The sequence below is a fragment of the Variovorax sp. V93 genome (genome assembly GCF_041154485.1).
Lineage (GTDB): Bacteria > Pseudomonadota > Gammaproteobacteria > Burkholderiales > Burkholderiaceae_C > Variovorax > Variovorax beijingensis_A.
This window is the reverse complement of record NZ_AP028669.1, coordinates 1,921,499-1,935,654: the sequence shown is the minus strand read 5'-3', so window position 1 is coordinate 1,935,654 and position 14,156 is coordinate 1,921,499. Positions and strand designations below refer to the sequence as shown.

Genomic DNA, 14,156 nt, shown 5'->3' with positions numbered 1-14,156 from the left:
CATGATCGACTTTCTGCTGCGCATCGCCAACCTCTGCCAGAAGGAGCTGCTCGCCATCTTCAAGGATCCGGCAAGCCGCGTGATCCTGTTCGTTCCGGCCATCATGCAGAGCCTCATCTTCGGCTACGCCGCCACCTACGACCTCTCGAACGTGCCCTATGCGCTGCTCGACCAGAGCCGCACCGGTGCATCGACCGAGCTCATCGCGCACCTCGACAGCACCGGCGTCTTCCATCGCGTGGCCACGCTGCGCACGCAGGCCGACATCCGCGAGGTGATCGATACCGAGAAGGCGCTGCTCGTGATCCAGATCGCGCCGAACTTCGAGCAGCGGCTCAGCGGGGGCCAGCCTGCGGCCATCCAGCTGATCCTGGATGCGCGCAACTCCAACAGCGCGGGCTCTGCGGCCGGCTACGTGGGCGCGGTGGTCGAACGCTACAACGCCGAGCTGCGCACGCGCGCCGGCGCGCCGCCGGTTCCGCTCACCATCGAATCGCGCGCCTGGTTCAACCCCAACCTCGAAACCCGGTGGAACCTGCTGCCCGGCCTGATCGCCGCGCTCAGCATGCTGCAGACGCTGCTGCTCACCGCGCTGTCGGTGGCGCGGGAGCGCGAGCAAGGCACCTTCGACCAGCTGCTGGTCACGCCGATGTCGCCGCTCGAGATCATGATCGGCAAGGCGCTGCCGCCGGTGCTGGTGGGCCTTGCGCAGTCGACGCTGATCCTGCTGGTGGCGCTGTTCTGGTTCGGCATTCCGATGGCGGGCTCGCTCATCACGCTCTACACCGGGCTGGCCTTCTTCACGGTGGCCAGCGTGGGCATCGGCCTGTCGATCTCGGCGGTGTCGGCCAACATGCAGCAGGCCATGCTCTACACCTTCGTGCTGCTGATGCCGATGATGCTGCTCTCCGGCCTGACCACGCCGGTGCGCAACATGCCGCAGGTGCTGCAGCTGATCACCATGGCCAACCCGCTGCGCTTCGCGATCGACCTGGCGCAGCGCGTCTACCTCGAGGGCGTGGGCCTGGCCGCGGTGTGGCACAACCTGATTCCGCTGTCGATCATCGCCATCGTCACGCTGCCGCTGGCGGCCTGGCTGTTTCGCCATCGTCTGGTCTAGGGAGCACCCCATGCCCGCATCGCGCATCCTCTTTGCATATTCCACGCTTGTGCTTCTTCTGGGCGGTTGCGCCGTGGGGCCCGACCACCGGCCCGCGCAGGTGCAGGCACCCGCCGACTGGTCCGCATGGCACGGCGGCTCGGCGGCGCTGCTCGGCGCCGAGCGCACGGCCGTGCCGGCAGGCATTGCATCCGGCGACTGGAAGGCCTTCGGCGATCCGCTGCTCGACCGCCTGCAGGCGCGCGCGCTGGCCGCCAACCATGACCTGCAGACCGCCGCGCTGCGCTTTGCGCAAAGCCGCGTGCAACGCACCGCGGCGGCGGCGCAGCAGGCACCGCAGCTCAATGCCAGCGGCAGCATCAACCGGCAGCGCCAGAGCGAGAGCGGCGCCGCCACGCGGATGATCGATGCGCTGGGCTCGTCGGTCGCCAACCGCGACCAGCTGATCCGCACGCTCAGCGAGCCCTACAACCTCTACCAGGCCGGTTTCGATGCCTCCTGGGAAATCGATCTCTGGGGCCGCGTGCGGCGCAGCGTCGAGGCTGCCGATGCGGATGCCGGCGCATCGGCCGCGCTGCTGCGGCAGGCGCAGCTCAGCGTGCAGGCCGAGGTGGCGCGCAGCTACTTCGAACTGCGCGGCGCGCAGCGCGAATTGCGCGTGGCGCGCGCCGACATCGCGGCCGCGGCCGAATCGCTCGAACTGGTGCAGGCACGCGCCGACGGCGGCCTGGTCACCGACCTGGACCCGACGCGCCAGCGCACGCAGCTGGCCGAGCTGCGCGCGCGCATTCCGGTGCTGCTGCAGCAGGAGGCCCAGGCCATGAACCAGATCACGCTGCTGGCCGGTGCATCGCCCGGCACGCTGAACGCCGAACTCGCGCTGCCTTCCGAGGGCGCGGGCAATGCGCTCGAAGCGCTGCAGGCGCCGCCTCTGCCCGAGCTGGCACTGGGGCTTCCCGGCGACGTGGCGCGCCGGCGCCCCGACATCGCCGTAGCCGAAGCCCAGCTGCATGCTGCCACCGCGCGCATCGGCGTGGCGGTGGCCGACCTCTATCCGCGCGTCACGCTCGGCGCGGGCTTCGGCTACGAGTCGGCCGGCAGCGAGCGCTTCGGCGAATGGGGCAGCCGCCAATGGCATGTCGGCCCGTCCATCAGCCTGCCGATCTTCGACAACGGCCGGCGCCGCAGCACGGTGAACCTGCGCGAGCTGCAGCAGCAGGAAGCCGCGGTGGCCTTCCAGCAGGCCGTGCTCAAGGCCTGGCACGAGATCGATTCGGCGCTGAGCGCCTACGCCGCCGAACGCCAGCGCCATGCCGAGCTGGCCGAGCGCGAACGCAGCAGCCGCGACGCGCTCACGCTCGCGCATGCGCGCTATGCCAACGGGCTCACGGATTTCGGCGTCGAACTCGATGCGCGCCGCGCCCTGCTGCAGGCGCGGCGCGACCAGGTGCAGAGCACGAGCCGCATGGCGGTGGGCATGGTGGCGGTCTACAAGGCGCTCGGCGGCGGCATGCCGCCAGCACCGAATGCACCGGGCTAGAAGGTATTGGTGAAGCTTGCGTTGCCAAGGCCGGTGCCGATGGTCAGCACGCCCCAGTGGCAGACGTCGTGCATGAAGGGCAGTTCGCTCAGCCCCTGCACCACCGCGTCGTTGTGCATCAGGATCAGCGTGGGGCCCGAGCCGATCATCGGCATGCGGCGCCACAGCGCGCTCGGCAGGTGGAACGCGCGGCTTTCCCAATCGCCCGGCAGGTTCTGCGTGCCGCGCTCGATCGAGCCGTCCTTGCGGATCAGCCCGGGGCAGGCAATGCCGATGAAGGGTGCCAGGCGGATGTGCTTGCGCTCGCAGTAGCGCACCATGTCCTCGAGCATGGCCGCGATGCGCTCGACCATGTCGGTGCGGTTCGGATCGTCGTCCGCATGCCGCCATTTTTCGCGCCGCACCACCTTGGCCAGCGACAGGTCGCGCGCCTTGCGCCGCCGCGTCTTCACGATGCCGCAGCGCACGTTGGTGCCGCCGATGTCCACCGCCAGGATGGCGTCGTGCTTCTTCAGCATGGCCGGCGGCGCCAGGTGCACCCAGCCGATCAGGCCGCCGTCGTCGACCTCGTGCGACAGGCGCCCGAGCTGGACGTGCACGCCCAGCTCCTCGAGGATGGCGGCGGTCTGCAGGATGGCGCGCTCGCCCACGTCGCTTTCGGTGAAGCCGCCGCCCACCACGATGCGCTCCACCTTCTTCCATGAGGGCTGGCGCGTGAAGCGCTGGATCACGAAGGCCAGTTCCTCGGCAAATTCCTCGATGGCGCCATGCATCAGGTCGCCGGCCGCCGAGGTCTTCAGCAGCACGCGGTCGAGCTGCTTCTTGCTGAGGTCGCGCGAGTGTGCCTTGCCCAATGGATCGGTGCCGGCCTTGCGGCGGCGCTTCCGCCAGCGTTCGAGCAGTTCCCTGAAGGCCGTCTGGCTGGCCTGGTCGCCGACGAAGCCGTCCTTGTCGCGCAGCTGCAGGCTGTAGCCCTCGACCCGCAGGCCCGGCAGCTCGCGCAGGCCGTGGACGTCGGGGCCGGGCAGCAGTGGAGGTCTCTTCTTCATGGCAGCCACTATGGGTGCGATGGCGTCGACGACGCATCGGTAGCCCGCACCAGGGTTTGTAGGAGATTGGCGGGTACGCCGGCCAGGGCCTGTTAACGCTATTTCTGGGGTCGCGAAGGCCAGCCGCAGCGGGCCAATCAAGGCGCGCGACGCTGCATGTGCATGCGCACATAAGGAGTGCAACGCCGAGTGGCCCGCTGCGGCTGGCCTTCCCTGCGGGTTGCCCGGCCAAGGGGCCGTCTGCGGCGTTGCCCGCGCTTGCAAGGCGCACGCCTTGCGGCGCACGGGCGCCTTGCAGCCAGCCCTTTGGCCGGGCAACGCGATCCCCAGAAATAGCGTCAACAGGCCCTATGTCTATACACTGGCCTGCGATGCCACTGCCCCGCCACCGCATGCTGCGCGCCGCCTTGTTGTTCCTTGCCATGGCCTGGCTCGGTGCCGTTGCATCGGCGCAGTCCGGCGACGGTGCGCTGCGCGTGGGTTCCAAGCGCTTCACCGAGTCGTACATCCTGGCCGAGCTGCTGGCGCAGACCGCGGCGCCGCACACCGCATCGCCGCCGGTGGTGCGCCAGGGGCTGGGCAACACGGCCATCGTTTACGAGGCGCTGCGTTCGGGCGCCATCGATCTCTACGCCGAATACACCGGCACCATCGCGCTCGAGATCCTCAAGGGCTCGCCGGCCGAAACGCGCGAGGCCATGAATGCGGCGCTGGCGCCGATGGGCCTGGGCGTGGCGATCCCGCTGGGCTTCAACGACGGCTATGCGCTGGCGGTGCGGGCGGCCGATGCCGAACGGCTCGGGCTGCGCACGCTGAGCGACCTTGCGAAGCACCCCGAACTCAGGCTCGGCCTGTCGAACGAATTCATCGGCCGCGCCGACGGCTGGAAGGGCCTGGCCGCGCGCTACGGCTTCAAGCAGGTGCCCACCGGCCTCGACCATGGCCTGGCCTACGAAGCCGTGGCCGCAAAGCAGATCGACGCCATCGACATCTACACCACCGACGCCAAGATCGAGCACCTCGGCCTGCGCGTGCTCGAAGACGACAGGAAGTACTTTCCGCGCTACGACGCCGTGGTGCTCTACAGGCTCGACCTGCCGGCACGGCTGCCCAAGGCATGGGCCGCGCTGCAGACGCTCGAAGGCCGCATCGACGAGCACGCGATGATCGCGATGAACGCGCGCGCCGAGTTGCAGAGCGTGCCCTTCGACACCATTGCGCGCGACTTCCTGGCCGGCACCGGCCAGGGCGCAAAGACCCAGGAGCCCCGGCGCGGCTTCACCGCCAAGCTGTTCGGCCCCGACCTCTGGCAGCTTGCGCGCCAGCACCTGGTGCTGGTGGCGGTATCCGTCGGCGTCGCGATCCTGATCGGCGTGCCGCTCGCGATCCTGGTGTTTCCGCATGTGCGGCTGCGTGCGCTGGTGCTCGGCTTCGCGAGCCTGCTGCAGACCGTGCCTTCGCTCGCGCTGCTGGCCGTGCTGATCTCGATGCTCGGGGCGATCGGCGCGCTGCCCGCGCTGATCGCGCTCACGCTCTATTCGCTGCTGCCGATCATGCGCAACACCGTGACGGGCCTGGCCGAAGTGCCGAACGGCCTGCGCCTGGCCGGCACCGCGCTGGGCATGACGCCGCCGCAAAGCCTGCGGCTGGTGCTGCTGCCGCTGGCGCTGCCCACGCTGCTGGCGGGCGTGCGGACAGCCACCGCGATCGCCATTGGCACCGCCACCATCGCGGCCTTCATCGGCGCGGGCGGATTCGGCGAGCGCATCGTCACGGGGCTGGCGCTCAACGACCGCGAGCTGCTGCTGGCCGGCGCGCTGCCGGCCGCGGCGCTGGCGCTGCTGAGCGAGGGGATCTTCGAGCTCGTGGAGATGCTGATGCGCCGCCGCCGCCGGGCGCCGCCGCCTTCGCTTCCGCCATGAGGCATTCGCGCAGCAGCGCGGCGCCCGCTCCCAGTGCCTTGTCGGCGCGGTGGCAGAAATGGCACTGCTGGCTCGTTCCACCGCCGGGGCCGATGCGGCTCACCGGCAATTGCACCAGCGTTCCGGCGGCCAGGTCGCCGGCCACCAGCCACGCAGGCATCTTTCCCCACCCTAGGCCCGCGCGCAGCAGCGCGAGCTTGATGTGCATGTCGGTCACGCGCCAGGTCGAAGGCGAGAGCACGTCGATGTCGTAGCCCTGGCTGAGCGTGCTCGGATCTTCCACCACGATCTGCACGTGCTCGGCCGCGGCGGCATCCAGGCCCCTGGCACCGCGCTGGCCCGCATGGACCGCCAGCGCATGCGACGGCGCGGCGACGGCCACGGTATGAAGCTGCATGAGGAATTCGCGGCTGATTTTTTCGTCGGCATGGCCGAAGGCCGCAATGGCGAGATCGCATCGACCCGAATTCAATGCATCGACGGTGCCGCCCATCGAGCTGTATTCCACGCGGATGGCAATGCTCGGATAGACCGCATGCATGCCGCGCAGCGCGCTGGCCAGGAGGTCCGGCGGAAAGAGCGTGTCCACCGCCATCGCCAGGCCGAACTCGATGCCCTGTTCGAGCCCCTGCGCGCGCGAGCGCAGCGCCTCGACCTTCGACAGGATGACCCGCACGTCGCCGAGCAGTGCCTTGCCCGTGGGCGTAAGCACCGGCTTGTGGCCGGAGCGGTCGAAGAGCCGCACCTGAAGCTGTTCTTCGAGATTGGCAATGGCATGGCTCACGGCCGACTGCACCCGGTGCAGCCGGACCGCGCCGGCACGGAAGCTGCCGGCATCCGCCACGGCAACGAACATCTGCATCTGGCTCAGGGTGAGGATGTCCAGCATGATCTATCCAATCGATTGAATTGGCCGATATTATTCGCTTTCATTGATCGTTCGCCCGCTGCAAAGTTGCGGCATGCAGAACCGAATCCAAATGCGCGGCGCCACTTCGCCACCCGCCGCCGCGCCGCTCTCACCTTCTTCAACGCACTGGCGCGGCGTGGCGCTGGTCGTGGCTGCCGGTGTCATGGCGTCTCTTCAGGTCGGCAAGGTCGCCATTGCGGTGCCGCAGCTGCGCGCAGACTTCGGGCTCGACCTCTCGATGGTCGGCTGGCTCATGGCCACGTTCTCGCTGCTGGGCGTGGCTGGCTCGGTTCCGGTCGGCGCATGGGTCGCGCGCGCCGGCGACAGGGGCCTGCTGGTGGCCGGCCTGCTGGCCATTGCCATCGGCAGCGCGGCGGGCGCATGGGCACACGGCATCGCAATGCTGCTGATCGGCCGCGTCGTCGAAGGCTTGGGCTTCGTGCTGATCACCATCGCCGGCCCTTCGGTGCTGCAGCGCATGGTCGCGCCCGGCGGCAAGGACCTTGCCTTCGCGATCTGGAGCTGCTTCATGCCCGCCGGGATTGCCATCGCGCTTTTCAGCGGCTCGCTGCCGGGCGGCTGGCGCGGCTTGTGGCTGGGCAATGCCGCGCTTGCGGCCTTGGTTGCGGTGCTGGTGCTGGCGGGCGTTTCGCGCGGTGCGAGTGGAAGCGCCCGCGAGGCGCCGGTCTCGTGGCGCAGCATGGCCCGCGATGCGGCCACCACGGCAAAGGCCGGTGCGCCGGCGCTGATCGCCGCTTCGTTCGTGATCTACAGCCTGCAGTTCTTCGCGCTATTCAGCTTTCTGCCGGTGCTGCTGATCGAGCGCATGGGGGTGGGCACGGCCACGGCCGGACAGCTGAGCGCCGTGGCCTGCTGTGTCAATGTGGCGGGCAATCTTGCGGCCGGCATGCTGCTGAAGCGCGGCATCGCGCGCTGGCTGCTCGCGGCACTGGCCAGCGCGTTGATGGGCATCTCGGCCGTCGGCATCTTCCTGCCGGTGCTCGGCGCGCTGCCGGCCTTTGTGCTGTGCCTGGTCTTCTCGGGCGCGGGCGGCCTGCTTCCCGCAACGCTGATCGGCACCTCCCCCCTCGTGGCACCGAGCACGCGGCTGGTCCCGATGTCGATGGGCTTGCTCATGCTGGGCAGCAATCTTGGCCAGATGATCGGCCCCGTGATCGTGGGCGGTGCCGTGGATTCGCTGGGCTGGCCGGCGGCCGCCGCCATCGTGGCCTTGGCGGGCGCGATCGGCGTGCTGCTCGCACTGGGCCTGCGGCGCTCGATGGCGCGCGGCGGCCATCGGCTGTGAAGCAGACGGCCGGGGCCGGGCGCGCGCGGCGCCCGGCCCTGGGGCCTCAAGCCAGCGTGTACGCCGTCTTCACCGTGGTGAAGAACTCCTGCGCGTACTTGCCCTGCTCGCGCGGCCCGTAGCTCGAACCCTTGCGCCCGCCGAACGGCACGTGGTAGTCCACCCCCGCCGTGGGCAGGTTCACCATCACCATGCCGGCCTGGCTGTGGCGCTTGAAGTGCGTGGCGTACTTCAGGCTCGTGGTCGCAATGCCCGCCGACAGGCCGAACTCCGTGTCGTTGGCCGTGGCCAGCGCCTCTTCGTAGTTCTTCACGCGGATCACGCTCGCCACCGGGCCGAAGATCTCTTCCTTGTTGATGCGCATCGCAGCAGCCGATTCGCTGAAGAGCGCCGGCGACATGTAGTAGCCGTCGGTCTCCAGCTTCAAGAGCTCGCCGCCCGCGGCCAGCGTGGCGCCCTCGCCCTTGCCGATGGCGATGTATTCCATGTCCTGGTCGAGCTGCGACTTCGACGACACCGGGCCGATGTCGGTGCCCTGCGCCAGCGCATCGCCCACCTTGATCTTCGCCATGCGCGCCTTCATCGCCTCGATGAACTTCGGGTAGATGCCTTCGGTCACGATCAGCCGGCTCGACGCCGTGCAGCGCTGGCCGGTGGAGTAGAAGGCGCTCTGCACGCTGAGCTCCACGGCCTGGGCCAGGTCGGCGTCGTCCAGCACCACCTGCGGGTTCTTGCCGCCCATCTCGAGCTGCACCTTCTTGTGGTTGGTGACGCACTGCACGGCGATGTTGCGGCCCACGCCGACCGAGCCGGTGAAGCTGATCGCATGGATGCCGGGATGGCCGACCAGGGCGTTGCCGATCACGCTGCCGCGGCCCATCACGAGGTTGAACACGCCCGCCGGGATGCCCGAGCGGCTGATGATTTCGGCCAGCGCCCAGGCGCAGCCCGGGACGAGGTCAGCGGGCTTGAGCACCACGCAGTTGCCAAAGGCCAGCGCCGGCGCGATCTTCCAGGCCGGAATGGCGATGGGGAAGTTCCAGGGCGTGATGAGGCCGACCACGCCGACCGGCTCGCGCGTGATTTCCACGCCGATGTTCGGGCGCACCGAAGGCAGCAGCTCGCCCGCGAGGCGCAGGCATTCGCCGGCGAAGAACTTGAAGATCTGGCCGGCGCGGGTGGCCTCGCCGATGCCTTCGGCCTTCGTCTTGCCTTCCTCGCGGGCGAGCAGGGTGCCGAGCTCTTCCTTGCGCGCGAGGATCTCGGTGCCGATCTTGTCGAGCGCGTCGGAGCGCGCCTGGATACTGCCGGTGGCCCAGGCCGGGAAGGCGGCGGTGGCGGCGGCCACGGCGGCCTCGACATCGGCGGCCGTGCCCTGCGCGTACTGGCCCAGCACGTCGGACAGGTTGCTGGGGTTGAGGTTGGGGCTGTAGCTCGCGCCGGCACGCCATTCGCCGCCGATCAGGTTGTCGAAGTTTTGCATGAGGATTCCTTGTGCTGCTCGATGGAAAGAAAGAAGCCGGAGCACTGCGTGTCGTCCGGCTGCGGAAATGGAAACGGGAGACTAAACCTCAACGGACCATGCAGGGTTTTTTATTGTCGAAAGTCCAGCCCGGGATCAGGTATTGCATCGCCTGCGCATCGTTGCGCGCGCCCAGGCCGTGCTTCAGGTACAGCTGGTGCGCCTTCTCGACCTCGTCCATGTCGAGCTCCACGCCCAGCCCGCCGCGCGTGGGCACCTTCACGAACCCGCCCTCGATCTGCAGCGGCGCCTTGGTCAGGCGCTGGCCGTCCTGCCAGATCCAGTGCGTGTCGATGGCCGTGACCTTGCCCGGCGCGGCCGCCGCCACGTGCGTGAACATGGCCAAGGACACATCGAAGTGGTTGTTCGAATGCGAGCCCCAGGTCAGGCCCCAGGCCTGGCACAGCTGGGCCACGCGCACCGAGCCCTGCATCGTCCAGAAGTGCGGGTCGGCCAGCGGGATGTCGACCGACTGCAGCGAGAGGCTGTGCACCATCTCGCGCCAGTCGGTGGCGACCATGTTGGTGGCGGTCGGCAGGCCCGTGGCGCGGCGGAACTCGGCCATCACCTCGCGGCCGGAGAACACGCCTTCGGCGCCGCACGGGTCTTCGGCATAGGCCATGACGCCGTGCAGGTCGCGGCACAAACGGATCGCATCGGCCAGCAGCCAGCCGCCGTTCGGGTCGAGCGTGACGCGCGCCTTGGGAAAGCGCTCGTGCAGCGCGCGGATGGCTTCGACTTCTTCCTCGCCGCGCAGCACGCCGCCCTTGAGCTTGAAGTCGGTGAAGCCGTAGCGCGCATGCGTGGCCTCGGCCAGGCGCACGATGGCTTCGGGCGTCATGGCTTCTTCGTGGCGCAGGCGGAACCAGTCGTCGGCGGCGCCGGGGTCGCTCTCGTAGGGCAGGTCGGTCCTGGTGCGGTCGCCCACGTAGAACAGGTAGCCGAGCATCTGCACGGCGTCGCGCTGCTGGCCTTCGCCGAGCAGTGCGGCCACCGGCACTTCGAGGTGCTGGCCCAGCAGGTCGAGCAAGGCCGCCTCCACCGCCGTGACCGCATGGATGGTCACGCGCAGGTCGAAGGTCTGCTGGCCGCGGCCTGCGCTGTCGCGGTTGGCGAAAGCGCTGCGCATGGCGTTGAGCACGGCGTTGTGGCGGCCGAGGGGCTGGCCCACGATGAGGCCGCGCGCATCCTCGAGGGTCTGGCGGATCTTCTCGCCGCCGGGCACTTCGCCGACGCCGGTGTGGCCCGCGCTGTCGGTCAGGATCAGCAGGTTGCGCGTGAAGAACGGGCCGTGCGCGCCGCTCAGGTTCATGAGCATGCTGTCGTGGCCTGCGACGGGCACCACGCGCATGGCGGTGACGACGGGCGCGCCGGAGATGGGAGAAGCGGAGTCTGGAAGTGTCATTGTTTGCGCGGACCCTGGAAGAAAAAGTGCGGCTAGATCCGCACGGCCTGGCGGGCCAGCATCTTCCACTCGCCGCCCTGCTTTTGCCAGATACCGAGGATCTTGAGCGCCACCTTGCCGGGCTTGCCCGAATCGTTGGTGTCGGCCGCGAGCGTGTGGCGCACGATCGCAACGTCGCCCGCCACCTTGATGGTCTGGTCGGTGATCGCGATGCTCACGAAGTCCGACTTGCCGGCCACCAGGTCGCCGATGAAGCTGGCCTTGGTGTCGACCTTGCCGCTCGAATGGCCGTAGCTCAGGTCGTCGGCCACCAGCGCGCCCAGGGCGGCGGGCGTGGGGTCGATCATCGCAAGGCGCAGCCGCTCGGCGGCCGCGGCCACGGCCGGCTCGGCCGAAGCGCCGCCGCCCGCGGGCGCCATCGCACAGCCCGAGAACAGAAGGGCCGATGCGGCCATGAGGAAGAACTTCTTGATGGACATGCGTTGTCTCCGTTGTTGTTTGTTGTCGTCGTTCCCGGCTCGGCCGCTTACTGCGGGCCGAGCGCGTCGATCAGCACCTTGAGCTGTTCCATCTCGGCGGGCTTGAGGTCCGTCAGCGGTGCGCGCACCGGGCCGGCGTCGTGGCCGACGATCTTCGCGCCGGCCTTGACGATGCTCACCGCATAGCCCGGCACGCGGTTGCGCAGTTCCAGGTAGGGCATGAAGAAGTTCTTCAGCAGGCGGTGCTGCGTGGGCAGGTCGTCGGCGGCAACGGCCTGGTAGAAATCCATCGCGGTCTTCGGGATGAAGTTGAAGACGGCCGACGAATACACCGGCGTGCCCAGCGCCTTGTAGGCCGCGGCATAGACCTCGGCCGTGGGCAGCCCGCCCAGGTAGGCGAAGCGATCGCCCATCTTCTGGTAGATGGCCACCATGGCCTCGATGTCGCCCACGCCGTCCTTGAAGCCCACGAGGTTCGGGTTGCGCTCGGCCAGCGCGGCCAGCGTCTCGGGCTTGAGGCGGCTGGTGGCGCGGTTGTAGACGATCACGCCGAACTTCACGCTCTTGCACACGGCTTCCACGTGCGCGGCCAGGCCTTCCTGGCCGGCTTCGGTCAGGTAGTGCGGCAGCAGCAGGATGCCGTGCGCGCCGGCCTTCTCGGCCGCCTGCGCGCACTGGATCGCAAAGCGCGTGGGGCCGCCGGCGCCCGCAATGATGGGCACCACGCCGCGGCAGGTGTCGACCGCGGTCTGGATGATGCCGGGGTACTCGTCGCCGGTCAGCGAGAAGAACTCGCCGGTGCCGCCGGCCGCGAACAGCGCGCTCGCGCCGTAGGGAGCGAGCCATTCGAGACGCTGCTCGTAGCCCTTCTTGTTGAAGTCGCCGTTCGCGTCGAAGTCGGTCAACGGGAACGAGAGCAGGCCGGAGCCCATGATGGATTTGAGTTCTTGAGGGTTCATCGAGACACCAATGAGAGTGAGTTGAAAATGGATCCTGGGGCGCTTAGTCGAGTTTGATGCCCGCGTCGGCCACCACCTTGGCCCAGCGCGCGCGTTCCTTGCCGAAGAACTGCTCTTCCTCGGCCGGCGCCATGGTCACGACCTCGGCGCCCTGGCCTGCGAGGCGCGAGCGGATGTCGGCTGAGCGGATGACGGTGATCAGTTCCTTGTTGAGGCGCTGCACGATGGCGTCGGGCGTGCCCTTGGCCACCCGCACGCCTTGCCAGGTGCCCGACTCGAAGCCGGCCACGCCCTGCTCCGCGATGGTGGGCACTTCGCCGATCAGCGGCATGCGCGTCGCTTTCGAGACGCCGAGCACCTTGAGCTTGCCGCTCTGCACATGAGGCAGGGTGGCGAGCATGCCGTTCATCAGGATCTGCGTCTGGCCCGCCACCGTGTCCTGCACCGCCTGCACGCCGCCCTTGTAGGGCACGTACTGCCAGCGCGCCCCGCTCGCGCGCTCGAGCGCCACGCCGGCCAGGTGCGGCGCGCTGCCGGTGGCGGTCACGGCAAAATTGATTTCCGACTTCTTCGACAGCGCGACCAGTTCCTTCAGGTTGTTGGCCTGGACCGACGGGTGCACCACCAGCAGATGCGGAGAATAGGCCAGCATGGTCACGCCGCGCAGGTCCTTGGAAGGATCGAAAGGCAGCCGCGTGTAGACCGAGGGGCTGATGGCGAGCGCGCCGACGTCGCACAGCAGCAGCGTGTAGCCGTCGGGCTTGGACTTGGCGACGAAATCGGCGCCGAGGTTGCCGTTGGCGCCCGGCTTGTTCTCGACGATGACCGGCTGGCCGAGCGCCTCCGACAACTGCTGGCTGATGGAGCGGGCAATGATGTCGGACGAACCGCCCGGCGGGTACGGCACCACGATGCGCACGGGCTTGGACGGCCAGTTGTCGGCAGCATGCACGCCACCGGCCGCAAGCACGCCGCCGCCGAGGGCGCCAAGCATCAGATCACGTCGTTTCAAGCTCATTCCAAGTCTCCTGCTGAGTTGTGTTGTCAGTCATCGTACAACTAGGAACGACACTTGTCCAGCATCTGCCCGAAATTTCTTCTCAGGAAGCCGCTGGCGGCGTCTTGGCCGCGGCCTGCTGGGCCGCTTCCTGCGCCACGCGCAGCCGTTCGCGGCTGTTGGTCAGGTGGATGCGCATGGCCGCCCGGGCCGACTCGGGATCGCGGCGGGCGATGGCCGCGTAGATTTCTTCGTGCTCGCGGTTGACGCGGCTCAGGTACTCGCCGCGCCGGTCGTAGTTGCGGATGGCGGTGATGCGCGTGCGCGGAATGATCGTGGTGCCCAGGTGGCTCATGATGTCCGCGAAGTACGGGTTGCCGGTGGCCTGGGCGATCTGCAGGTGGAAGCGGAAATCCGGCGCCACGGTGTCCCCCGCCACCGCCACGTTGCGCTCGAAATCGTCGAGCGCCTGGCGCATCGCGAGCAGCTGCTCCTCGGTGCGGCGCGTGGCGGCCAGCCCGGCGGATTCGGTTTCGAGGCTGATGCGCAGCTCGAGCACCGCCAGCACGTCCACCGAAGTGGCGATGTCGGCGGAATCGAGCCGGAACATGCCGGCCGCGCGCGGCTGCAGCACGAAGGTGCCGACGCCATGGTGCGTTTCCACCAGCCCGGCGGCCTGCAGCTTGGACAGCGCCTCGCGCACCACGGTGCGGCTGACGCCGAAGGATTGCATGATGGCCGACTCGGTCGGCAGCTTGTCGCCCGGGCGCAGTTGCTGGCTGCGGATCTTCTCGCCCAGGTCTTCCACCAGCCCGTGGGCGAGCCCTCGCGGCCGCGGGCGCCCCACGAAGGGCGTGCCGGCGGCAACTTCTGTCGCCGCGTCGGAAATTGAGGGATTACCCGCAGTCGTCTGGACCATGGTCACGATAATAATCCCGCATTAGTTG

At 68.8% G+C, this 14,156-nt stretch carries 11 protein-coding genes and 1 pseudogene; 4 read left to right on the top strand and 8 right to left on the bottom strand.

Annotation, left to right across the window (positions count from 1 at the left end):
• Window position 1 precedes the first annotated feature (1 nt).
• The gene (locus ACAM54_RS09150) at window positions 2-1,120 is read left to right on the top strand and encodes an ABC transporter permease (RefSeq protein ID WP_369650497.1); all 1,119 of its coding nucleotides are present in this window, start codon (window positions 2-4) and stop codon (window positions 1,118-1,120) included.
• A 10-nt stretch (window positions 1,121-1,130) separates the two neighbouring features.
• Entirely contained in the window at window positions 1,131-2,660 is a 1,530-nt protein-coding gene (locus tag ACAM54_RS09145; RefSeq protein ID WP_369650496.1) for an efflux transporter outer membrane subunit, read from the top strand.
• Here the strand turns inward: ACAM54_RS09145 and ACAM54_RS09140 are convergent.
• Entirely contained in the window at window positions 2,657-3,709 is a 1,053-nt protein-coding gene (locus tag ACAM54_RS09140; protein ID WP_369650495.1) for an ROK family protein, read from the bottom strand. The two genes, ACAM54_RS09145 and ACAM54_RS09140, sit on opposite strands and share 4 nt — an antisense overlap.
• A 371-nt stretch (window positions 3,710-4,080) precedes the next feature.
• Here ACAM54_RS09140 and ACAM54_RS09135 point away from each other — a divergent pair, with 371 nt between their 5' ends.
• Window positions 4,081-5,631 carry a glycine betaine ABC transporter substrate-binding protein gene (locus ACAM54_RS09135; RefSeq protein ID WP_369650494.1) on the top strand — a complete coding sequence of 517 codons (1,551 nt, stop codon included), beginning with the start codon at window positions 4,081-4,083 and terminating at the stop codon, window positions 5,629-5,631.
• A gap of 49 nt (window positions 5,632-5,680) precedes the next feature.
• Here the strand turns inward: ACAM54_RS09135 and ACAM54_RS09130 are convergent.
• Window positions 5,681-6,487: pseudogene (locus ACAM54_RS09130) on the bottom strand (LysR family transcriptional regulator); the annotation flags it as partial.
• 106 nt (window positions 6,488-6,593) lie between these two features.
• Here ACAM54_RS09130 and ACAM54_RS09125 point away from each other — a divergent pair.
• On the top strand, window positions 6,594-7,847 hold the full coding sequence (locus ACAM54_RS09125; protein ID WP_369650493.1) for an MFS transporter: 1,254 nt from the start codon (window positions 6,594-6,596) through the stop codon (window positions 7,845-7,847).
• 46 nt (window positions 7,848-7,893) lie between these two features.
• On the opposite strand, the gene ACAM54_RS09120 is transcribed toward ACAM54_RS09125, so the two are convergent.
• From ACAM54_RS09120 to ACAM54_RS09095, 6 genes are all read right to left on the bottom strand, one after another.
• Entirely contained in the window at window positions 7,894-9,330 is a 1,437-nt protein-coding gene (locus tag ACAM54_RS09120; protein ID WP_369650492.1) for an aldehyde dehydrogenase family protein, read from the bottom strand.
• An 88-nt stretch (window positions 9,331-9,418) separates the two neighbouring features.
• On the bottom strand, window positions 9,419-10,774 hold the full coding sequence (gene gudD, locus ACAM54_RS09115) for a glucarate dehydratase (RefSeq protein ID WP_369650491.1): 1,356 nt from the start codon (window positions 10,772-10,774) through the stop codon (window positions 9,419-9,421).
• A 32-nt stretch (window positions 10,775-10,806) separates the two neighbouring features.
• On the bottom strand, window positions 10,807-11,253 hold the full coding sequence (locus ACAM54_RS09110) for a nuclear transport factor 2 family protein (protein WP_369650490.1): 447 nt from the start codon (window positions 11,251-11,253) through the stop codon (window positions 10,807-10,809).
• A gap of 47 nt (window positions 11,254-11,300) precedes the next feature.
• The gene (kdgD, locus tag ACAM54_RS09105) at window positions 11,301-12,212 is read right to left on the bottom strand and encodes a 5-dehydro-4-deoxyglucarate dehydratase (RefSeq protein ID WP_145741964.1); all 912 of its coding nucleotides are present in this window, start codon (window positions 12,210-12,212) and stop codon (window positions 11,301-11,303) included.
• Window positions 12,213-12,255: 43 nt separating this feature from the next.
• On the bottom strand, window positions 12,256-13,206 hold the full coding sequence (locus ACAM54_RS09100; protein WP_225613052.1) for a tripartite tricarboxylate transporter substrate binding protein: 951 nt from the start codon (window positions 13,204-13,206) through the stop codon (window positions 12,256-12,258).
• 106 nt (window positions 13,207-13,312) lie between these two features.
• On the bottom strand, window positions 13,313-14,128 hold the full coding sequence (locus ACAM54_RS09095; RefSeq protein WP_369650489.1) for a FadR/GntR family transcriptional regulator: 816 nt from the start codon (window positions 14,126-14,128) through the stop codon (window positions 13,313-13,315).
• Between the last annotated feature and the right edge of the window lie 28 nt (window positions 14,129-14,156).